We start from the raw sequence: 19,677 nt of genomic DNA, 5'->3' as shown, positions 1-19,677 counted from the left end.
AGTTTCAGTTAATGGAGAGTCTGCCTCGATGACTGGACAAAATAGGACGATGGCCAAGGGATCATGCAATTTGTGATCCCTTCCATTTATATTAAGGAAGAGGTGCTGTTATGTTGGTGTTCGATAAACTGAAGCAGTTGATTGCTTACTATGAGGCTGTCCTTGAATTGCCGCATCGTACTGAAATTGCACGTGAACTTCGGGATGAGGACGACCTGTTTCTGTTGATGCTCTACTCGGAGATGCTTGGAATTCCCAACCCTGTTTATTACTACACATTGGAGTTGTATCCTTACATGATTGAAGAGTTTCATGACTGGCATCTGCGGATGGGGATGGATAAATCACCGTTAACCGGTATTCGTTGCTGTTAGTTTCATTAGGAATGAGGGAATGGAATGGATGTACTGTCAAAAAGCATCATTTTTGTAGGAGGAAAAGGCGGCGTCGGAAAATCGACATCAGCTGCGGCCATAGCCTGGAAGTCAGCGGAAGATGGCAATAAAACCTTATTGATTTCGACCGACCCAGCACATAATGTGGGGGATATCTTCAACCAGAAAATCGGCGGCAAAACAAAAGCAATCGCTGATAACCTGTATGCTCTTGAAATCGATCCGGAAATTGAAACGGATAATTATATCAAAACAGTGAAAGCTAATATTAAGGGCACTGTCCATTCCAGTATGATGGAAGAAGTGAACCGCCAATTGGATACCGCCAAAGCGTCCCCGGGTGCAGACGAAGCAGCCCTGTTCGATAAGTTGATCCATATCATTTTGGAAGAACGCCGAAACTTCGATAAACTGGTATTTGACACAGCTCCGACTGGCCATACGATCCGGCTGTTGACGCTGCCTGAACTGATGGGGGTTTGGATTGAAGGGCTATTGGAAAAACGGCGGAAAACCAATGAAAATTACACACAGCTATTGAATGACGGCGAACCGCGGGAAGATCCCATCTACGATGTGCTGAGAGAACGGCAGGAACGGTTTTCAAAAGCACGGGATCTTCTGCTGGATAAACAAGTAACAGGGTTTATCTTTGTATTGAATCCGGAACGGCTGCCGATATTGGAAACTAAAAAAGCGCTGGACCTGCTGCATAACTACCACCTGCATGTCAAAACGCTGATCATCAATAAAATCTTGCCGGAAGAAGCGGATGGTGAATTTTTATTGGAACGGAAAAAGCACGAGAAGAAATACCTGCAGTTGATCGCAGAGACATTTCCGAAACAAAAGCTGGTCCGTGTCCCGTTATTTTCGCAGGACATTGTCAGCAAGACGCAGCTGGAGCTATTCAGCGAATATTTTAAGGAAGGGTGACTGGAGTGAGAGCATTCGTAATCGAATCCGGTGAACTGAAAGTGAAAGATATGGAAGAACCTAAAGCGAAACCCGGTGAAGTCGTGGTGTCCTTGAGAGCTGCCGGGATTAACCGAAGGGATTTGGGCTTGCCCAAGCGATACGGGGATAAGCCTGATGCCCTCATCATCGGCTCAGATGGAGCAGGCATTATCGAATCTGTAGGTGAAGGCGTAACCGACTTCGCCTACGGGGACGAGGTGATTATCAATCCCGCTTTGCGCTGGTATGCCAATAGCGATGCACCGCCTCCGGAATTCGATATTTTGGGCATGCCGGACCATGGAACGTTTGCCGAGAAAATTGCCCTATCTGTAGAGCAGGTGGAAAAGAAACCCCGTTATATGAGTTGGGAAGAAGCAAGCAGCCTGGCTTTGCCGGCCTTGACGGGCTACCGTGCCTTGTTCACAAAAGGACGATTGAAAAAAGGGGATACCTTGTTTATCCCGGGTGCCGGCAGTGGAGTCGCAACATTTTTGATTCAATTCGCCAAAAATGTGGGGGCGCGCGTGATTGTTACGTCACGTAGCGAAGAAAAACGCCAGCACGCCAAAGACATTGGCGCTGATTTGGCCATTGCGACAGACAGCGACTGGCCGGAAGAATTAGCGGGTGAAACTGTAGATCTCGTCATCGACAGTGTAGGGGCGGCCACTTTCAACCGTTCACTCGATGTTTTGAAGAAAGGTGGCCGAATCGTCATATTCGGGGCTACGACAGAAGACAATGTCGATTTCAATTTGCGGAAATTCTTCTATGGGCAATACCAGCTGTTCGGTTCAACAATGGGAAGCCGTGAAGAACTGCGGGCCATGCTGTCGCATATGGAGTCGAATCAGCTCCGGCCTGTCATCGACAAAGTATTCCCCTTGGAACAGGCACAGGAAGCGTTTGACCATTTGGCTTCCGGCAGCCAATTTGGAAAAGTCGTTTTACGTATTCGTGAATAAAAATTTGAAACTTTTCAGTCAGCCAGCCGTATAGTAAGTATAAGAAAGATTTGACTGGAGGTTTATGTGATGGAAAACACAGGTTTGAAAATACTCGTCCACGCCAGTGCGTTTTTTGCTCCGTTTCTTGTTCCGGTAATTGTGTTTCTGATTTCCGCTGACAAAGAAGTGAAGAAGCTGTCTATTCAGGCATTGCTTTTCCAATTGGTCTTGGGTGTACTGATTTTTATTTCTAGCTTGTTGATCGTTTTCCTTATCGGCATCCCGATGTTGATTGTCTTCGGGCTGATGGGCATCATCATCCCGATAATGGGGATCATCAGAGCTCTGAACAACGAGCAGTTCGACTATCCGATTGTCGGAAGCTGGTACCAATAAAAAAAGCCCTTTGGGGCTTTTTTTATTGGTCTATTCAGCTTTAACGATCAATGAAGGATGAAGAATCCCCGCTGATCGAAGTTTCTTCTTACATGCAAGAAAACAGCCACTCTTTCCTTGGGTTTTTAAGGTGAGAGTGGCTGTTTTTATGCTGCTTTAACGGTCAGTGGGGGATTAAGTCCCTACTGATTGAAGTTTCTTTTTATTCGAAGATATAGGCTAGAGCTTTAATCGCCTGGTCGCAAGTTTCGACTGTGGCGTTTGCTTTTCGTGACAACTCTTTTAATGGGTGATGCAGTTTCTCTGGACGGATAATGATGACCGGCTTGCCTGAAGCAAGTGCTGTGCTGGCATCCATCGCCGTATTCCATTGCTTGTACTGCTCGCCGAAAAGAGCGATGACCAAATCTGCTTTGTGCATCAGCACGCCGGTGCGCAAATTGTTGAAGCTTGAAGCGGCATGGTCTTTAGCGACGGCATCATGCTGTGGACCGAGAATGTCTTCCCCAATGTCATCTGAGCGGTCATGATTTTCCATAGGCCCGACAAAGTCGATCGGCAAATCTAAAGCGGCTGATTTTTTCTTGATTTCTTCACGCCAGGTGCTGTGGATTTCTCCGGCAAGATAAACAGTTAATCTCATCATTTCACCCTCCAAAAGCCATTTCCTCCAGTGTATCATAGTAAGATAGAAGGGTTAAATGATCTGGCGCTCTTTATGCGTAACGGGTATCAGTGAAAGCACATTATCCATTTTAAACGTGCGTTTCTTGTGGCGAAGAAAGCAATAGGCCTGGAATGAGTCTCCACTGACTTTTAAAATTTTGATGCGGCGTTTGCTGATGCTGCCATCATTGGCCATATACATCATATCGACAAGCTGCTGGTATTTAAATGCTTTTAGGATTTGTGCTTTCATGAGTAACCCTCCCTATAATAAGAACGTTTGTTCTTATTATAGAACATACATTCGATAAAAACAAGCAGACAGTATCGTGTATAATGGAACGAACATATATTCTTTTAACGTGAAGAAAGGAGCATTACGATGAAATTTTTTCATACCGCCGACTGGCATTTAGGCAAGCTCGTGCAGGGAATCTATATGACAGAAGAACAGCGATTTGTGCTGGCGCAATTCATAGATGCAATCAAAGAGGAACAGCCCGACGCGGTCATTATTGCAGGAGACTTGTATGACCGGGCAGTACCGCCGACCGATGCGGTCAATTTATTGGACGAGATACTGGCGGAAATTGTCTTGCAGTTGAAGACGCCGGTATTGGCAGTAGCCGGAAACCACGACAGCCCAGGGAGGTTGAATTTCGGCAGCCGAGTGATGAAGATGAATGGAATCCATATCGCGGGGCATGTCCATAAAGAGCATCAAGCTGTTATTTTGAACGACGAGTTCGGGGAAGTCCATTTTCATTTGGTGCCTTATACGGACCCTTCAATGGTTCGCTATGCATTTGAAGATGATGCGATCCGCAGCCACAATGATGCGATGAAAGCCATTACTGAGAACATAAAATCCTCATACGATCCGCAGGCCCGCCATGTTTTTGTCGGCCATGCTTTTGTGACGCCGCATGGAGAGCAGGAAGAGAACACCAGTGACTCCGAACGTCCGCTGTCGATTGGAGGGGCGGAACACATTGATGCCCATCACTTTGAAGGATTTCATTACACAGCGCTTGGCCATTTGCATAAAGCCCATTATGTGTTGAATGAGACCATCCGGTACTCGGGATCTCCTTTAAAATATTCGATTTCAGAAGAACACCATCAAAAGGGTTTTCATATTATTGAATTGGATGGGGCAGGAGAAGTGTCTGTAAGTAGGCGGCTGTTTTCGCCAAGACGCAATATGCGTACCGTCGAAGGAACGATAGAGGAAATTCTGCGCCATGAAATCAGTGATGATTTTGTTTTCGTGACTTTATTGGATGAAGCCCCTGTGCTGTTTCCAATGGAAAAAGTCCGCTCTGTTTACCCGAATGCCATGCATGTGGAGCGGAAAAAGTTTTCAGGAGGCATGCTGCAAAGTGAAGCTGTTTCGCGCAGGAAAATGGATTCATTGTCTTTATTCCATGCTTTTTATGAAGAAGTGAAAGGCGAAAAAGCGGATGTTGAAACCACGGACATTTTTAAGGATGTACTTCAGGAATTCCTGCATGAAGAACCGGCCGGCAAAGAAGAGGTGAAGTCATGAAACCCTTAAAATTGAAAATGACCGCATTCGGTCCTTATAAAAATACTGAAGAAATTGATTTTGCCGATTTGCAGGGAAACCAGCTGTTCGTCATTTCAGGCAGCACCGGTTCAGGAAAGACGACCATCTTTGATGGTATCTGCTTTGCCCTGTACGGTTCGGCAAGCGGATCCGACCGCAGTGAGTCGCGCATACTGAGAAGCGATTTTGCGGATGATGCCAGCCATACCTGTGTTGAAATGGAATTCGAAATACACGGCAAAGTCTACCGCATTTTGCGCCAGATGGGCCATGTGAAAAAAGGGAATAAAAGCGCAACCGGGGAACGCTATGAGTTTTTTGAGCGCACGGAAGACGGTGAAAAACCTTGTGTCGAACGGCAGATCGTTTCGGAAATCAACCGCCGCGTTGAAGAGATTATTGGCTTGACACAAAATCAATTCAGCCAAATCGTTATGCTTCCACAAGGTGAATTCCGCAAATTGCTGACGTCGGAGACTGATAATAAAGAAGAAATTCTGCGCAAAATCTTTAAAACGGAACCGTATAAGCTGATCAGCGAACGCCTCAAGCAAAAGAAAGATGCAGCAGCAAAAACGTTTGAACGTGAACAGCAGGAGTTGAATATTTACATCCAGCGCATCGCTACGTCATTGCCGCATCGCGATTCGGAGCTTTTCGAAGTGCTGGGACGTGAGCATATGAACATCAATCAAGTGCTTGCCGGTTTGGAAAAAGAGGCTGCTTATTACAGACAGAAGATCAGCCTGGACGAACAGAAGTATCAGGCCGTCTATCAACTGCATGCCGACAAAATGAGCGCTTATCATGAGTCGAAAAAGTGGAACGACCGTTTTGGTGAGCTGAAAGTGAAAAAAGTTCAGTTTGACCGTCTTGAACAGCGGCAAGCGCATTATACAGAAAAAGAAAAAGACCTTCAATTGGCGGAACGCGCCAGTTATATTACGGGCATTGAGAATCTGTTCCATGATTTGCGCGCGAATGAACACGAGAAAAAGGAATTGCTGAACAATGCATTCCGGAAACAAGTGCAGGCAGAACAGGCAAAGCTCTCCGCTGAACGGGCATTTGATGAACAACAGGAACTTCAGGGCGAGCGGGACGACCTACGCGAACAGATCCTTTATTTCGAAAAACTGTTGCCAGCTATTGAAGAGCTAAACCATAAAAAAGACAATCTGGCTCGTGTAGCGAAAGAAGCACAGCAATCGGAAATTCGCCTTAAACAGGCAGAAGAAGAATTCAACGTACTAAAAGAAGAAAAGCAGAAATTGGATGGACAAATTGCTGAACTGGAAATTTTTTTGGAAGCAGCTGATGAAACGCAGCAGGAGCTGGCCAGCGTCGCAGAAAAGCACAGAGTGGCTGCAGAATACGTTTTATTGAAACAGCAACGCCAAAAACAGGAAGCTGTCCAGGAAGCGAAAAAGAGAGATTTTGAACAGGCAAATACGGCTTATCGTGAACTGGAAGCTCAGTGGCTTGCCAATCAAGCCCATATTCTTGCAGACCAATTGCGTGAGGGGGAGGCCTGTCCAGTCTGTGGAAGTCTGGACCATCCGGGAACCGAATTAGAGGCAGGACAGGTGGTCTCAAAAGAACAAGTCGAATCGGCAAAATTTACTTTTGATCAAGTGGATAGGGATTATCGGAATGCGACCGCCAAGCTTTTTGCTTTGGATGAACAGCTGAAAAACAAGAGCAAGCAATTAGCGGGCTTAGAAGTGGATGCGGAACAGGCAGAAGTGCATCTGCGCCACCTTGAACAGGAAAAAGAGCAGTTAACAGAGCTGATCACAGAACAGCAGGCAAGAAAACAGGAGTTGCGGAAATGCAAAGAACAGGTGGCTGTCTGCAACCGGAAAATAGAGCAATTGGAGCAGCACAGACGTGGACTGGGAGAAGAAGTGCAGAAGCAGTCATCTTCCTTCCACGCAGCAAAAGCAGTGTTTGAAAACGAATTGGCAGCAGTCCCTGAACATCTGCGGGAGTTGCTTGTTTTGAAACAGCAGCTGGAAAAAGCCATTACAAAAAAACAGCAGCTGGAGCAGAACTGGATCCATGTCCAGGAGCAATTCCAAACGTCGAAGGAGCAATTGGCAAGCGCCCTGGTTTCCGTGAAGCATGCCAAAGCAACGGCAGAAGAAATAGTAGAAAAAAGAGAGAAAGCCCAACAGCAGTTTACGGATGCTTTGGTGAAATCTGCCTTTGACTCTGAAGAAGCTTACCAGCAGGCGAAGTTGACAGATGAAGCATTTGCCGCTTTGAAAAAAGAGATTGTGGAATTTAACCAGGCTCGCCATACACTAATGCAGCAGGTCAGTGAACTGGAAGAATTGTTAACAGGCCAAAGCCTGAAAGACTTGAGCCAAGCTGAAGCAGAGCTGTCGGAATTGAAAGGGGCTTATGAACAGGCGCTTGTAGAACGCAACCGTTCACAGGATTTCGAAAGAGCCGGATTGGGGCTGATTGCCAACATCCACGGGGTAATTGAAAAAGCCGTAGAAGCCGAGCAGGCTTTAAACCGGATTGCGGATCTTCATGACATGATCCGGGGCCAGAATGGTTTGAAGATTTCATTTGAACGCTACTTGCAGATTGAGTATTTGGAGCAGATCATCCTGTCAGCCAATGAGCGGCTTAGAAATCTCTCCAATGGTCAGTTCCATTTGATCCGCAGCGACCGGCAGGAAGCGCGCGGCAAACAAAGCGGGTTAGGGTTGGATGTCTATGACGCCTATACGGGACAGACGCGTGACGTAAAAACCATGTCGGGTGGGGAAAAATTCAATGCTTCGCTATGTCTGGCCCTCGGGATGGCAGACGTCATTCAAAGCTTCCAAGGCAACGTCTCGATTGATACGATGTTCATTGATGAAGGATTCGGATCACTGGATGAAGAATCACTGAATAAATCAATCGAAACCTTAATTGATCTGCAGAAATCAGGACGGATGATTGGCGTCATTTCACATGTGCAGGAATTGAAAGCGGCGATTCCGGCCATATTGGAAGTCGAAAAATCAAAAGAAGGGTATAGCCGGACGAAGTTTCTACTTAAATAAATCCAAGTTCCGGACTCTGACGTTTAGAGCCTCAACGAAAAGTGAATGATAAGAGTAATCGGCAAATTACGGATGGTGATACTGTGGACACGGTACTTTATTTCTTTTTCACTGCCGCTTATATCCTTTTGGTGATATGGGGATTCAACCAGCAGCGGACTTGGAACTTTACAGCATTTTTAACCTTAGTGCTGTTCGGTTTGATTTATGACAATGGCATTATTGCAATCGGCAAGTTCATCGGAGAAGGAACGCTTCTGGAAAACTTGAGCCTGCTGCGTTTTTGGAGCCATGCTTTCCTTACGCCATTATTGGTTTTGTTCTGTTGGGGGGCCATGAATCAGGCCGGTATCCAATGGGCAAAGAAAAAAATTATCTTTTATGGATTTCTGCTGTATACAGCGGTGTTGATCGTCATTGAACTAGCTCTGGAAACCTGGGGCCTCGAAATTATTCCGGAGCAGCAGTATGGCGTATTGCGCTATGTATCCGCAGAGACTGCATCCGGACCGCCGATAATGGTTCTCCTGGTGACAGTTGTCCTGGTTCTTGCAGGAATTGTGCTTTGGAAAGAAATCGGCTGGAACTGGATGTTGATAGGTGCAGTAACTATGGGGATCGGCAGTGCTGTGCCGATTGAAGTTGAAAGTTCAGCAGCCACCAACGCTTTTGAGCTGTTCTTATTATTTACGCTAGTTTGGACAAAAAACCGTGTAGAAAAAACCAATGAAAACCAAAGGGGTTCAGAAAATGAAGCATTTCAGTTTTAAAGCACGGCTTATTTACTTTGGTGCAATCGCTCTGATCAGTTTGGCTTTTTTTACTTTGCAACTGATAGCGGTAATGGAAGGCGGCGATGGCATAGGGTCCATTATTTTAATGGTCCTGTGGGCGCTTATGGCTTTATTTGGCTTGGCAGGCATCGTTTTTGCCGTGAAAAATCGGAACCGTCAGAAAAGCTGACGGTTTTTCTTTGCCTAAAAAAGACGGAATTGCACAGAAATTCAGCAAATATTATGGACTCTGTGATATATGGTAAAGTTGTAGAATAACGAAGCAATACGGGAGGTAACAGAATGACGAAGAAGTTGAGTCCACAGCAAGTCATCGAGTTGATTGATTCGAAAGCAGACCTGATCGTTCCGATCGCCAATGGGGAACCGATTCGGTTATTGGATATATTGGAAGAAAATGCAGTGCAATTGGATGGGGTGAAAATTCACCAGATGCTGGCTTTGCGGTCACGTTCATACATTCAAGGTGAAATAGAGCAATTGCGGCATGTGTCTTATTTCTTGAGCGGTGCTACACGGAAAGTCTATCAGCAGGCGAAGATGGAACTGGTGCCAAACAATTTCCATGAAGTGCCGCGTATGCTTCAAAAAGTTACCAAGATGTCGATGGTGCTGACAGTGGCTTCGCCGATGGATAAACATGGGTATTTCACGCTGGGAACGCAGGCTGATTACATCGCCGAATTTATTGGAAAAGTGCCGTTCATTTTAGAAGTGAACAATCACATGCCCCGGACATATGGCCGCAACCAAATTCATATCAGCCAGATCGCCGGATATGTCGAGCATCATGCACCTCTGTCAGAAGAGAAAGTTCCGGAAGTCAGCGATAAGGACCTGCTGATTGCTTCGACGATCATTCAGGACATTCAAGACGGGGATACTTTGCAGATTGGCATCGGCGCGGTTCCAAACGCTGTCATCAGCATGCTGAAAGACCATCGCCATTTAGGCATTCATACGGAAATGCTGCCGGATGGCGTAGCGAAGCTCGTAGCTGCAGGCGCTGTGGATGGTTCACGGAAATACACCAACCCCGGTAAGATTGTCGCCACTTTCGCTTTTGGTTCCAAAAATCTGTATGATTTTATCGATGACAATCCGGCTGTTGAATTCCTGCCGGTCAGCGTGGTCAATGATCCGCGGGAGATTGCTAAAGAAAAGAACATTGTCTCCATCAATGCGACAACCGAAGTGGATTTGTTCGGCCAATGTGCATCCGAGACAGTCGGCGGCAAGTACTATTCCTCCAGCGGCGGCCAAATTGACTTTGCCCGCGGTGTGCGCTTTGCTGAAAATGGCAAAGGTTATATCTGTATGGCATCAACGGCAAAAAATGATGCCATATCACGGATTAATCTGCAGCTGACGCCGGGTTCTGTAGTGACTACCGGGAAAAACGACGTGGACAATATCGTTACCGAATACGGAGTAGCCCGTCTGCATGGAGTTTCCATTTCAGAACGCGTCAAGCGTTTAGCAGCCATCGCACATCCGAAATTCCGTGAAGAATTATTGTTCGATGCAAAGAAACACGGCATTTTGATTTGACTGCACTGAGAACCATTTCCTCTACAACAGGAAATGGTTTTTATTTTGGAAACCTAAATACTTTTCTTTACAGAAAAAGAAAAGGAGTATAAACTTACCTAGGTAACTAAATGCGAGGGTGAGATTATTGAATAAATTATTATTCCACGAAATTCATCAAAAATCACGGCTATCGATCAAAGAAGTGAATGACGCTCTAAAGGAGTTCGATCTTTACAGCTCACAATGGTCGATTCTGTTCTGTCTGAAGCAATTCGGTTCAATGACTCAAAAAGAAATTTGGCAATATTTGAATGTGGAAGCTCCTACTGTGACAAGAACGATTGTCCGTCTGGAAGAAAGCGGCTGGATAAATCGGAGAGAAGGAACTGATAAACGCGAGAAGATTGTTCAACTTTCTTCTTCTGCTGAAAAAAAGGTACCGGAAATAGAAAAACGGATTCGGCGTGTGGAAGAAAATTTATTGTCAAAGCTTTCCGATGAAGAGCAGAACCAGTTGATTCATCTATTGAAAAAAATAGGGTTAGAGAGTACTGAAGAAAAGGATGTAAAGAATGGCTGAAAAAAGACCAATTTGGACAAAAAGTTTTATCAATATATCAGTTAGTACCTTTTTTATTTTTGTGGTATTTTATGCATTGCTGACATTTACCCCTTTATATGTGCTGAATGATTTGGGAGGTACAGCTACAGAAGGGGGATTAGCTGTTTCCGTCTTCTTGCTGTCTGCCATTATCATGCGGTTTTTTGCCGGCATGATTCTGGAGAAATTTGGAAAGAAGAACATTCTGATTTTTTCTCTTTTCTTCTTTACCGTCAGTACGATATTGTATGTATTTATCGGAAGTTTTACGGTGCTGTTGCTGCTGCGCTTTTTCCAGGGCATCTGGTTCAGTTTGCTGACAACGGTAGCCGGTGCGATTGCTGCTGATATTATTCCCCCGGAGCGGCGCGGCGAAGGTTTGGGCTATTATGGAATCGCCATGAATCTAGCGGTCGTAGCTGGCCCATTCCTCGCATTATCTTTACAGCCGTATGTATCGTCACAGGCCATTTTTGTCATTCTTTCAGTTATTATGATTATCGGCTTCTTTTGTGCTTTAGCTGTCCGAGTGGACGAAGGATCTTTTGTCAAAGAACAAAAACACAAATTGACAATCAACGATTTTCTGGAGAAAAAATCGATGCCGATTGCGACCGTCGGCTTTTTCATCTCGTTCGCGTATGCCAGTATCCTGACGTTCATTTCGGTTTATGCGGAATCGCTTGGACTGATCAAGGCAGCCAGTTTTTTCTTTGTCGTTTATGCCATTGCCATGCTGCTTGTCCGGCCTTTCAGCGGAAGAATATTTGACACCATGGGCCCAGGCGTTGTTATTATCCCATCCATCATCATCTTTGGAATAGGGCTTATCTCGCTGAGCTTTACTGCGTCTTCGTGGATGCTGTTGTTGTCAGGTGCGTTAGTGGGCCTTGGCTACGGAACCTTGCTGCCAAGCTTTCAAACTCTGGCCATACAGGCTGCAGATAAACATCGCAGCGGTTACGCTACCGGAACTTTTTTCGCTTTTTATGACAGCGGAATTGCCATTGGATCGGTTTCACTTGGCTTGCTTGCAGGATTTGCCGGCTATTCCAATCTGTACTTGATGCTGGGGGTTTTTGTGATCCTCGTTGTTTTTTATTACAGTTGGATCATGTCGAAAGACCGCAGCTCAGCCCAGCAATAAAAAACAATCTAAAAAGGATCCGCAAAAATTTTGCGGACCCTTTTTTTATCGTCATTTAACAGTTAAAGTGACTGAGCCGAGCTCGCCGTAGCTGGCTTCGTAAAGCCCTCTCTCCAGCGTCTTCGGCAAAATGAAAGTGCCTGATGAAATAGCCATTCCTTTTTTTACTGTCAACCCGTGGTCATCCAATTCCTTGACCAGCCATTGCAGTGCATTGATGGGATGATCCAGGACTTCAGCAGAAGTGTCTCCCGCAATTTCCTTGCCATTTAAGCTTAGTTTGCCAGGCAGCCGCTCAAGCTGGCTGTAGCTGATATTATCCAGTGGCTGGCCGACGATGATTTTCCCGGCAACCGCACTGTCTGCGACCACTTGCCCAAGGCTGATTTTTGGGAACCAGTCATCGTATCGGGAATCAGGGACTTCGATGCCAGGTGCCACTTGGGTTTTCTCCAGAAGCGTCTGAACATTGTCCGTTGCCGATAAATCTTCCTTCGCAATAAAAATCAATTCGATCTCAATTAAAGGAGAAGACATCGAATCCAATTCAATGATGCCATCCGATAAAGAGGAAGTAGTCAGCGCGCCATACAAAGGAGTTTCCGAATGGAATAGGTCCTGTGTTTCTTTGCTGGTCAGGCTGATTTTATAGCCTCTTAATTCCTCTTGCCCATTCCGGGTTTTAGTATCCGTAACCGCATGCTGGATTGCATAAGCCTGGTTCTTTTCCAAAGAGGCTGGAATTTGCTCTTTCGGAATTGTTTGCCCGTTGATGTAGGCTTCATATAAAACGGTTGCCATGTCAGTTTGCTGTGAATCCAGATTTTTCATAAGAAAGCCCCTCTCAGATGGTATACCTCTTATCATATCATTCTGACAGTTTATTTTGAATGTTTTGTATAGCTGATTTTTATTGGGCTTCTGCTCTTGGGCCGATTCCGCTTTTCTCTTTTGTCCAGACTCCAGCGCCCAGCTCTTCGGGATGTAAGCCACTCTGGCTTTGCGGCTGTAAACACGCCGCTTTGCCAGACCGTCTTACCCCTGTCAGAGCTACACAGGCGCTTCCGCTTTTCTCTATTGTCCAGACTCCAGCGCCCAGTCCCTCGAGTCGCTTCAGCTTTACCAAGACTGGCAAAGAACGCCATTCCCGGTAAAGCTTCCAGCGCTTGTCACGACTACACGGCCGCTTCCGCTTTTCTCTTTACAACACGTAAAAATAAACAGCCAAGAAGTGGCAAAGGCTTCCCAAAAGAATGAAGAGGTGGAAGATCTCATGAAATCCGAGGTGCTTGGAAGACAGGAAATTAGGTTTTATTCCATAAATGATACCGCCTACTGTGTAGGAAATACCGCCAGCGACAAGCAGCAGCAGACCTGTCAGCGACAAGCTGTCAGCCAATGGCACTACGGCGAAAATGATGATCCAGCCCATGGCGATATAGATTGCGGTCGACAGCCATCTTGGCGAATGGAACCAGACCATTTTAAAGAGAATGCCGCTTATTCCCAAGAGGGAAACAAGAGAAAACAAGGTCCAGCCGAGCGTTCCGCCTAAAGCGATCAGACAAAACGGGGCATAAGAGCCTGCAATCAACGCGAAGATCATGGAATGATCAAGTTTTCGCAAAAAAGCGATGATGTGCGGATCTGAAATGGCTGAATGATAAATGGTGGAAGCCGTATACAATAAAATCAAACTGATGCCGAAAATAGCGACAGCTGTTACATGCAAAGCGGGTGCATTGGCATAAGCGGTTTTGATGACCATCGCTAAAAGTGCAGCAAGGGATAAAACAGCTCCAGCTAAATGGGACAAAGCATTAAAAGGTTCTCGGATATAAGCAGTCATGTAAAGCAGCTCCTCGTTATATGTAGTTATTGAAACTACGTATAACGATACTCGTATTTATAAATAGAGTCAAGTTTGGAGGAAATTTGAAAATGGGGTAAAATAACTAGTATGAAACACCGCAAGGGAGCGTGGAAGTACATGGGAAAAGCTGATGAAATCATCAAATCGATGGCTTACCATAATCAGGTTCTGCCGGAAGACATTCCGAAGATCGATCTGTATATCGATCAGGTCATTCAATTATTCGAAACCAGTTTTGCCGAGTCGAAACGGTATCCAGATGAAAAAATCCTGACGAAGACGATGATCAATAATTACGCCAAAGGGAAATTGTTCTATCCGGTCCAAAACAAAAAATACAGCCGCAACCACATCATGCTGATCAGCTTGATCTATCAGATGAAAAGTGCATTGTCGATCAATGACGTCAAACAGGTACTGCATGGCATCAATGAAAAGGCGGCACAAAAAGAATTGGACTTGGAGCAGTTTTACCGCAGTTACTTAGATCTTCAGCAAGGCAATGCAGAGATTTTCGAAGAAGGCTTAAAGCGCCAATCGGAAGAAGCTGCTGAACAGGTGGCAGGTGCTCATGAATCGGAGGAACTGGAGCGCGTCCTGCTCATCGCATCATTGGTTCATACCAGCAACCTTTACAGGAGAGCAGCGGAGAAACTGGTGGATGAGATGGCGAAAGGAGCGGACACGAATGGTTAAAGTTCTCATTGATGCAGATGGCTGTCCGGTGGTCACCCAAACCATCGATTTGGCTAGAGGCTACCGGCTTCCAGTCATCTTGATTTGCGACACTTCCCATGAAATGTACAGAGAAGGGGCAGAAACCATCACGGTATCAAAAGGCGCGGATGCAGTCGACTTTGTACTGGTCAACCGGGTCAAAAAAGGCGATATTGTCGTCACCCAGGATTACGGCCTTGCCGCTATGGTGCTTGCAAAAAGAGGCATTCCGATCGATCAGAATGGCCGCGTCTATTCAGATGAAAACATCGAGCAACTGCTCCATGGCCGCCATGTCGCCAAAAAAATCCGGCAAGGAGGCGGCCGGATGAAAGGGCCGAAAAAACGGCGCCCCGAAGACAATGAAAAATTCGCAGCGGCTTTAATGGTCCTGTTGAAACAAAGCAAGGAAAATGAAAAAGGACCCGGCAGTTGAATGCCGGGTCTTTCTCTGTCTATTTTGGGTTAAATGGTCCAGCGGTCATTAATGATCGCCACCAATACCCAGTCACCGTTGCTGTTCTTCTCGAATACCATGTTCAAGCTCTGCCAGTCCATTTGGTCATATTGATCAGTTCCAGGGAAGTAGTACTCGACAATGGTTGCTTCAGGGTACACTCGGTGAATAAATTCATGTGTAGTTGGCTGGATGGTGCGTCCATAGCGTTCTTTAGTGGTATATTCCGCATCCATCAAGTATTCGTCGTAATACTCAGCAGGCGTCAAATTAATCTCAAAACCGCTGCCGTCCTGATAACCCCATAAATAATCATTGGCATCATTCATGAAGTTAGGAAGTTGGGCCTTGGTGAAAGTCACTCCGCCATTGTCGATGCAACCACCACTGTAAGGGCAGAACGTCAATCCCTCTGTAGAGCTGACATAAGCTGCGACATCACCGAAATCCTCCGATTGCAGTTCAGCCAGAATATCATTGGCTGTCATTAATAATTCCTGTTTTTCAGGAATGAAAGAAGGTTCGATGGCACGGGCGAGAAATGCAGAAAATTGAGCACGTGTTACCGGAGTGTCAGGGCGGAAAGTATTGTCCGGGTAGCCGCGTGCGACTCCTTGATAAGCAAGCCTTGATACGGCATCAAAAGCAAAATGGTTTTCCCTCATGTCCCGGAAAGTATTGTCCGGCGCTTCAGGGAAATAAAAAGCTCTGTCCAGCATAGTCACAGTCTGGGCTCGGGTGACAGTCCAATTTGGACGGAAATAGTTATTCGGAAAACCGACAATGATTTCCTCTTCAACAGCGGAAGCGATGTAGCCGGAAAACGGATGGTTTGCGGGAACATCTCTAAACCCCGTTGAACGGGAGGTGTCGTCCAGATTCAAGGCACGTCCGATCATGGCGACAGCATGGGCACGGGTAACAGGATCATTCGGTCTGAAGGTTCCATCCGGATAGCCATTGATGATTCCTTCTTCGTACAAATAAGCGATTTCAAAAGCGAACGGGTGAGTGGCAAAGACATCATCAAACAAAACAATCGCTTTGGCGGGAGACAAAAACGAACTGAACATCAGGATGGCAGCTGCAATTAAAGACAATAAAGTCTTCATATTTATCCCTCCCTATTTGATCTTATTTTACCACGAATAAAAGCATAAAGTAACAATAAAATGTTATAAAAAATAAAATAATGAGTACAAAAGAGCTCTAAGAGTATTTTTCTACCAGAAGGGGAATAAAAGATAAAATACTTTAAACTAATGTGGGAAGGAGACGAATATGAAAAAAATCCTCATTGTTGTAACGAATGAAGCCAATGTTGGGATCAAGGGGAAAAAAACGGGGCTGTGGCTTCGGGAAATGACTGATTTTTACCATGAAATAAAAGATTATTTTGACGTGGATATCATTAGCACCGCTTCCAACCGCGTGCCGATTGACCCGCTCAGTTTGATGGAAGCGGTCGTCCATAAGCAGACGCGCCATTATTATTTGGACGATGAGCTGATGGGCAAACTGAAGAAATCGCTGATGCCAGAGCAGGTAAAGGCACATGATTATGCGGCTATTTATTTTACCGGCGGCCATGGTACGATGATCGATTTTCCGAATAACCCAAGCTTGCAGAAACTGACTGCCTCGATCTACGAAGCAGGTGGGGTAGTGGCTGCTGTATGCCATGGACCGAGTGCTTTGTTGAACATTCCTTTATCTGATGGCCGTAATTTACTGGCGGGGCATGTCGTGACCGGCTTTTCGGATTTTGAAGAAAAAATCATGGGAATGTATCGCGATATTCCTTTTTCCCTGGAGCAAAACTTGAAAGAACAAGGAACTTTATTTCAAATCTCTCAAGTGCCGTTCACATCCTGTGTGATTGAATCAGGGCGGTTGGTGACGGGGCAAAATCCGGCTTCCGCAAGCCAGGTGGGCGAAAAAGTAAAAGAACTCCTGACAGAAGTGAACCCGGCTTAAAACACAGCCGGGTTCATTTATTTGATTTTTTTTCCGCATAGTCCATGAACTGCAGCGGATAATTGGTCTGAATCAGGCTAAAGCCGCGGTCGATGAACCATCCCCAGCCTTTATCGGGGTCTAATAGCGAAAGAGCATCCGAGCGCCGGGCGTTTTCAGCAAAATCAAGGGCGTTGCCCCATAAATTCGTTTGGTTTTTAAGTTTGCTGACGACAGCTTCGGAAATCACCTCATCCTCCTCTGTATAAAAAATCAATTCGATTGCGATTGGCGAAATCTCATTGAGCAACAGGTCGAGTTGATGAAGATTTTGGTCATTCAGTTTATGCATGTAGCACATGTTTCGTGGTTTCGATTCAAAAAAGTCCTTCAATTGCTCAACCGGTTTGTCGCTTTTCAGCATGAAGTGATCTAAGAGGTCGTGCTTCTCTACCAGTTCATAAAGTTCGTGCCGTAAATCCCAAGCTTTGTCGGCGTTGATCATGGCTTTTCCTTTAATCATTGGCAGAACTTCGAGAAGAGTAGGCACTTTTTCAGTTGAAATTTTCGCATTGGGGCCGCCGTTCAATTCTTTTAACGACAATTCTTTTATTTCTTTTAATGTCAGCTGATCTATTTCTCCGGTACCGTACGTCGTCCGGTCTACAGTAGCGTCGTGCATGAGAATAATGTGTCCGTCCTTGGTCAATCGCATGTCCAATTCAATCAAATAGATTTTGCGGTCGATGCAATGTTGAATGGAAGGGAGCGAATTCTCTGGCGCGGGATTCCACAGACCACGATGGGCGACGGGAGTCAAGGGGTGCAGTTTTTCCTGTAAAGCTTGATAAAAACTCTTATAGTTGCTTAATCGCCATCCAAGTAGCTGCTGATTAACTGCCATAAGCGTCCTCCTTATCTATTCCTCTTCAGTATACAAGGTTCCGTTCCATAAGTTTATTGCAAAGCTTAATAAGGTAATTTTGGAATACTTAAGGCTGCCGATTGAAATTATGAAGAAATAAAAAAATTATAAGTACCTAGTTAAAAAATCATATATAGGGTATACAAGAAGAAGTGAGAAAAAAACCACGTATTTTTGGAGGGATTTTGATGAAAAAGTCGACAATGAATACACTGATTGGCAGCGCGCTTGCAGCGGCCTCTGGAATTTTTGTTTATAAAGCATACCAGGAGAAAAATTCAGTGCAGGTAAGAGAAGATATAGATATGCGCAACAGCAATGAAGTGGATCAACGTGAAAGTGTTGAAGCTCTGGAAGATTCTGCTGAACAGGGCTTGTCCCAGTTAGACTCTGCCTACCGTGATGAATGGCAGGCCAATGCATTTCCGCAAACCCATAAAGAAATGCGGGAACTTGAAGAAGATAAATAAGGGCGTCACATCAAGCGAAGGCAAAGTTTCTTTTTGCTTTCGCTTTTTTGTGTGCAGAAAATACGATAACCATTGGAAAAGGAGAAGCAAGTATGTGGATTAGAAAACCATTTTTTGAATACACGACAGCGATTTTATTGGTTTCAGTGACCTTGTTTTTTCTTGGCAAGATTGATTATATTTTTGAGCCGCTTCAGATCGTCATCGCTACCATTTTTGCGCCGGTCCTGATCGGGGGACTGCTTTATTATTTACTGCGGCCTTTTGTAAAATGGTTGATGCGCTATGTACCTAAAATTGCTGGAATCGGAATCGTTTTTACCGTCATTATTTTAACTTTATCTATTCTGATTTACTTCTTGGGTCCATTGGTTACCAACCAAGTCGAGAGTCTCGCAGACCTGGCGCCGGGAACCGTTGAAGAAGTGACGGAGGAATCAAACAACATCCTGTCCGGTTTTCAGCTGGGTGGAGTTTCAGGTCCGGAGATAAAAGCATGGGCTTTGAATTACTTGGAGAACCTTTCAGAAGGACTGCTGAATAATGTGATGAACATTTTGACGATGTTGATGAATATTGCAATTGTCCTCATTGTTGTCCCGTTTGTGCTGTTCTTTCTATTGAAGGATGATGAAAAATTCATTCCTCATTTAATAAAGTATTTACCGGAAGAACACAAGCTTGAAGGTGAAAAAGTATTGAAGGATGTCGATCAGACATTGTCTGCGTTTATAGTGGGCCAGGCGATTGTCGCTGCTGTAGTGGGAACCTTGATGTACATCGGTTATTTGATTATCGGATTGGATTACGCTTTGAGTCTGTCGATCTTCGCAATGTTCTTGATTATTGTGCCTTTCCTCGGACCGCTCATCGGCATCATTCCTGCTTTATTTGTCGCTTTGATGAGTGGAGATGCGTGGATGGCAATAAAAGTCATCCTTGTGCTGCTCGTTGTCCAGCAGCTTGAAGGCAATCTTGTGACACCGAATATCATGGGCAATCGCCTGAACATCCATCCACTGACGATTATTTTACTGCTGATGATTGCCGGTGCATTGTATGGATTTATTGGTATTCTGATTGCGATTCCCACTTATGCTGTTTTAAAAACCTTGGTTCATAATATCCGTTTGTTTAACAGGCTGCGCAAAAAGAGAGCAGTCCAACAGACAAACGGTTAATTAGTACTGCACAACTTTATTGAA

22 protein-coding genes are annotated in these 19,677 nt (G+C 45.2%); 16 read left to right on the top strand and 6 right to left on the bottom strand.

Translation table 11 applies throughout. The features are described 5' to 3' along the window. Positions 1–110: 110 nt before the first annotated feature. The 4 genes from IRE19_RS11930 to IRE19_RS11915 all read left to right on the top strand — a co-directional run bounded on the left by IRE19_RS11930 (position 111) and on the right by IRE19_RS11915 (position 2,698). Entirely contained in the window at positions 111–374 is a 264-nt protein-coding gene (locus tag IRE19_RS11930; protein ID WP_191715404.1) for a cory-CC-star protein, read from the top strand. Positions 375–398: 24 nt separating this feature from the next. Further along, a complete protein-coding gene (locus IRE19_RS11925) occupies positions 399–1,331 on the top strand; it encodes an ArsA family ATPase (protein WP_203340544.1) in 933 nt (310 codons plus the stop codon). Between the two features lie 5 nt (positions 1,332–1,336). Further along, complete coding sequence (locus tag IRE19_RS11920) at positions 1,337–2,320, top strand: zinc-binding dehydrogenase (protein ID WP_203340543.1); 984 nt, start codon at positions 1,337–1,339, stop codon at positions 2,318–2,320. Positions 2,321–2,389: 69 nt separating this feature from the next. Next, positions 2,390–2,698, top strand: coding sequence for a magnetosome magnetite crystal formation protein family (locus IRE19_RS11915; RefSeq protein WP_203340542.1), 309 nt, complete (start codon positions 2,390–2,392; stop codon positions 2,696–2,698). Positions 2,699–2,900: 202 nt separating this feature from the next. Here IRE19_RS11915 and IRE19_RS11910 read toward each other — a convergent pair whose 3' ends face one another. Together IRE19_RS11910 and IRE19_RS11905 are read right to left on the bottom strand one after the other, a co-directional pair. Beyond that, positions 2,901–3,341 (bottom strand): YtoQ family protein, encoded by a 441-nt coding sequence (locus IRE19_RS11910; RefSeq protein WP_203340749.1) that lies wholly within the window; start codon positions 3,339–3,341, stop codon positions 2,901–2,903. Positions 3,342–3,395: 54 nt separating this feature from the next. Then, positions 3,396–3,617, bottom strand: coding sequence for a transcriptional regulator (locus IRE19_RS11905; RefSeq protein WP_203340541.1), 222 nt, complete (start codon positions 3,615–3,617; stop codon positions 3,396–3,398). Positions 3,618–3,746: 129 nt separating this feature from the next. Here IRE19_RS11905 and IRE19_RS11900 point away from each other — a divergent pair, with 129 nt between their 5' ends. The 7 genes from IRE19_RS11900 (at position 3,747) to IRE19_RS11870 (ending at position 12,074) form a co-directional block, all read left to right on the top strand. After that, positions 3,747–4,913 carry an exonuclease SbcCD subunit D gene (locus IRE19_RS11900; RefSeq protein WP_203340540.1) on the top strand — a complete coding sequence of 389 codons (1,167 nt, stop codon included), beginning with the start codon at positions 3,747–3,749 and terminating at the stop codon, positions 4,911–4,913. Next, positions 4,910–7,999 carry an AAA family ATPase gene (locus IRE19_RS11895; protein WP_203340539.1) on the top strand — a complete coding sequence of 1,030 codons (3,090 nt, stop codon included), beginning with the start codon at positions 4,910–4,912 and terminating at the stop codon, positions 7,997–7,999. Before IRE19_RS11900 ends, IRE19_RS11895 begins: the two co-directional genes overlap by 4 nt. A gap of 83 nt (positions 8,000–8,082) precedes the next feature. Then, a complete protein-coding gene (locus tag IRE19_RS11890) occupies positions 8,083–8,769 on the top strand; it encodes a hypothetical protein (RefSeq protein ID WP_203340538.1) in 687 nt (228 codons plus the stop codon). Beyond that, complete coding sequence (locus tag IRE19_RS11885) at positions 8,750–8,962, top strand: hypothetical protein (protein WP_191715412.1); 213 nt, start codon at positions 8,750–8,752, stop codon at positions 8,960–8,962. The genes IRE19_RS11890 and IRE19_RS11885 overlap by 20 nt, the downstream gene beginning before the upstream one ends. Positions 8,963–9,075: 113 nt before the next feature. Further along, entirely contained in the window at positions 9,076–10,344 is a 1,269-nt protein-coding gene (locus IRE19_RS11880; protein ID WP_203340537.1) for an acetyl-CoA hydrolase/transferase family protein, read from the top strand. Between the two features lie 118 nt (positions 10,345–10,462). After that, the gene (locus IRE19_RS11875) at positions 10,463–10,906 is read left to right on the top strand and encodes a MarR family winged helix-turn-helix transcriptional regulator (RefSeq protein ID WP_349291272.1); all 444 of its coding nucleotides are present in this window, start codon (positions 10,463–10,465) and stop codon (positions 10,904–10,906) included. Next, positions 10,899–12,074 carry an MFS transporter gene (locus IRE19_RS11870; RefSeq protein WP_203340535.1) on the top strand — a complete coding sequence of 392 codons (1,176 nt, stop codon included), beginning with the start codon at positions 10,899–10,901 and terminating at the stop codon, positions 12,072–12,074. The genes IRE19_RS11875 and IRE19_RS11870 overlap by 8 nt, the downstream gene beginning before the upstream one ends. 51 nt (positions 12,075–12,125) lie before the next feature. On the opposite strand, the gene IRE19_RS11865 is transcribed toward IRE19_RS11870, so the two are convergent. Both IRE19_RS11865 and trhA read right to left on the bottom strand, forming a co-directional pair. Next, complete coding sequence (locus tag IRE19_RS11865; protein ID WP_203340534.1) at positions 12,126–12,905, bottom strand: 2-keto-4-pentenoate hydratase; 780 nt, start codon at positions 12,903–12,905, stop codon at positions 12,126–12,128. A 370-nt stretch (positions 12,906–13,275) separates the two neighbouring features. Further along, positions 13,276–13,923: a PAQR family membrane homeostasis protein TrhA gene (gene trhA, locus IRE19_RS11860; protein ID WP_203340533.1), complete on the bottom strand. Its 648-nt coding sequence runs from the start codon at positions 13,921–13,923 to the stop codon at positions 13,276–13,278. Between the two features lie 141 nt (positions 13,924–14,064). Between trhA and IRE19_RS11855 the strand changes: the two genes are divergently transcribed. Further along, positions 14,065–14,643, top strand: a complete 579-nt coding sequence (locus tag IRE19_RS11855) for a DUF1836 domain-containing protein (RefSeq protein WP_203340532.1) — start codon at positions 14,065–14,067, stop codon at positions 14,641–14,643. Beyond that, on the top strand, positions 14,636–15,100 hold the full coding sequence (locus tag IRE19_RS11850) for a YaiI/YqxD family protein (protein WP_203340531.1): 465 nt from the start codon (positions 14,636–14,638) through the stop codon (positions 15,098–15,100). Before IRE19_RS11855 ends, IRE19_RS11850 begins: the two co-directional genes overlap by 8 nt. 29 nt (positions 15,101–15,129) lie before the next feature. On the opposite strand, the gene IRE19_RS11845 is transcribed toward IRE19_RS11850, so the two are convergent. Continuing rightward, complete coding sequence (locus IRE19_RS11845; protein WP_203340530.1) at positions 15,130–16,233, bottom strand: S-layer homology domain-containing protein; 1,104 nt, start codon at positions 16,231–16,233, stop codon at positions 15,130–15,132. A 169-nt stretch (positions 16,234–16,402) separates the two neighbouring features. Here IRE19_RS11845 and IRE19_RS11840 point away from each other — a divergent pair, with 169 nt between their 5' ends. Beyond that, positions 16,403–17,098 carry a type 1 glutamine amidotransferase domain-containing protein gene (locus IRE19_RS11840; RefSeq protein WP_203340529.1) on the top strand — a complete coding sequence of 232 codons (696 nt, stop codon included), beginning with the start codon at positions 16,403–16,405 and terminating at the stop codon, positions 17,096–17,098. 13 nt (positions 17,099–17,111) lie between these two features. Here the strand turns inward: IRE19_RS11840 and IRE19_RS11835 are convergent, their stop codons facing one another. Continuing rightward, positions 17,112–17,981 carry a glycerophosphodiester phosphodiesterase family protein gene (locus IRE19_RS11835; RefSeq protein ID WP_203340528.1) on the bottom strand — a complete coding sequence of 290 codons (870 nt, stop codon included), beginning with the start codon at positions 17,979–17,981 and terminating at the stop codon, positions 17,112–17,114. A gap of 209 nt (positions 17,982–18,190) precedes the next feature. Here IRE19_RS11835 and IRE19_RS11830 point away from each other — a divergent pair, with 209 nt between their 5' ends. Together IRE19_RS11830 and IRE19_RS11825 are read left to right on the top strand one after the other, a co-directional pair. After that, positions 18,191–18,472 carry a hypothetical protein gene (locus IRE19_RS11830; protein WP_203340527.1) on the top strand — a complete coding sequence of 94 codons (282 nt, stop codon included), beginning with the start codon at positions 18,191–18,193 and terminating at the stop codon, positions 18,470–18,472. A gap of 92 nt (positions 18,473–18,564) precedes the next feature. Next, on the top strand, positions 18,565–19,653 hold the full coding sequence (locus IRE19_RS11825; RefSeq protein ID WP_203340526.1) for an AI-2E family transporter: 1,089 nt from the start codon (positions 18,565–18,567) through the stop codon (positions 19,651–19,653). Positions 19,654–19,677 lie beyond the last annotated feature (24 nt).

Source organism: Planococcus beijingensis (assembly GCF_016820615.1).
GTDB lineage: Bacteria > Bacillota > Bacilli > Bacillales_A > Planococcaceae > Planococcus > Planococcus notacanthi.
Note: the sequence above shows the minus strand (reverse complement) of the source record. Positions and strands in the feature narration are given on the sequence as shown.

Coding starts and splice junctions, on each gene's coding strand:
- IRE19_RS11835 (WP_203340528.1), bottom strand. CDS start 17,981: ATGGCAGTTAATCAGCAGCTACTTGGATGGCGATTAAGCAACTATAAG.
- trhA (WP_203340533.1), bottom strand. CDS start 13,923: ATGACTGCTTATATCCGAGAACCTTTTAATGCTTTGTCCCATTTAGCT.
- IRE19_RS11830 (WP_203340527.1), top strand. CDS start 18,191: ATGAAAAAGTCGACAATGAATACACTGATTGGCAGCGCGCTTGCAGCG.
- IRE19_RS11840 (WP_203340529.1), top strand. CDS start 16,403: ATGAAAAAAATCCTCATTGTTGTAACGAATGAAGCCAATGTTGGGATC.
- IRE19_RS11865 (WP_203340534.1), bottom strand. CDS start 12,905: ATGAAAAATCTGGATTCACAGCAAACTGACATGGCAACCGTTTTATAT.
- IRE19_RS11915 (WP_203340542.1), top strand. CDS start 2,390: ATGGAAAACACAGGTTTGAAAATACTCGTCCACGCCAGTGCGTTTTTT.
- IRE19_RS11855 (WP_203340532.1), top strand. CDS start 14,065: ATGGGAAAAGCTGATGAAATCATCAAATCGATGGCTTACCATAATCAG.
- IRE19_RS11900 (WP_203340540.1), top strand. CDS start 3,747: ATGAAATTTTTTCATACCGCCGACTGGCATTTAGGCAAGCTCGTGCAG.
- IRE19_RS11825 (WP_203340526.1), top strand. CDS start 18,565: ATGTGGATTAGAAAACCATTTTTTGAATACACGACAGCGATTTTATTG.
- IRE19_RS11905 (WP_203340541.1), bottom strand. CDS start 3,617: ATGAAAGCACAAATCCTAAAAGCATTTAAATACCAGCAGCTTGTCGAT.
- IRE19_RS11880 (WP_203340537.1), top strand. CDS start 9,076: ATGACGAAGAAGTTGAGTCCACAGCAAGTCATCGAGTTGATTGATTCG.
- IRE19_RS11870 (WP_203340535.1), top strand. CDS start 10,899: ATGGCTGAAAAAAGACCAATTTGGACAAAAAGTTTTATCAATATATCA.
- IRE19_RS11910 (WP_203340749.1), bottom strand. CDS start 3,341: ATGAGATTAACTGTTTATCTTGCCGGAGAAATCCACAGCACCTGGCGT.
- IRE19_RS11885 (WP_191715412.1), top strand. CDS start 8,750: ATGAAGCATTTCAGTTTTAAAGCACGGCTTATTTACTTTGGTGCAATC.
- IRE19_RS11895 (WP_203340539.1), top strand. CDS start 4,910: ATGAAACCCTTAAAATTGAAAATGACCGCATTCGGTCCTTATAAAAAT.
- IRE19_RS11845 (WP_203340530.1), bottom strand. CDS start 16,233: ATGAAGACTTTATTGTCTTTAATTGCAGCTGCCATCCTGATGTTCAGT.
- IRE19_RS11930 (WP_191715404.1), top strand. CDS start 111: ATGTTGGTGTTCGATAAACTGAAGCAGTTGATTGCTTACTATGAGGCT.
- IRE19_RS11925 (WP_203340544.1), top strand. CDS start 399: ATGGATGTACTGTCAAAAAGCATCATTTTTGTAGGAGGAAAAGGCGGC.
- IRE19_RS11850 (WP_203340531.1), top strand. CDS start 14,636: ATGGTTAAAGTTCTCATTGATGCAGATGGCTGTCCGGTGGTCACCCAA.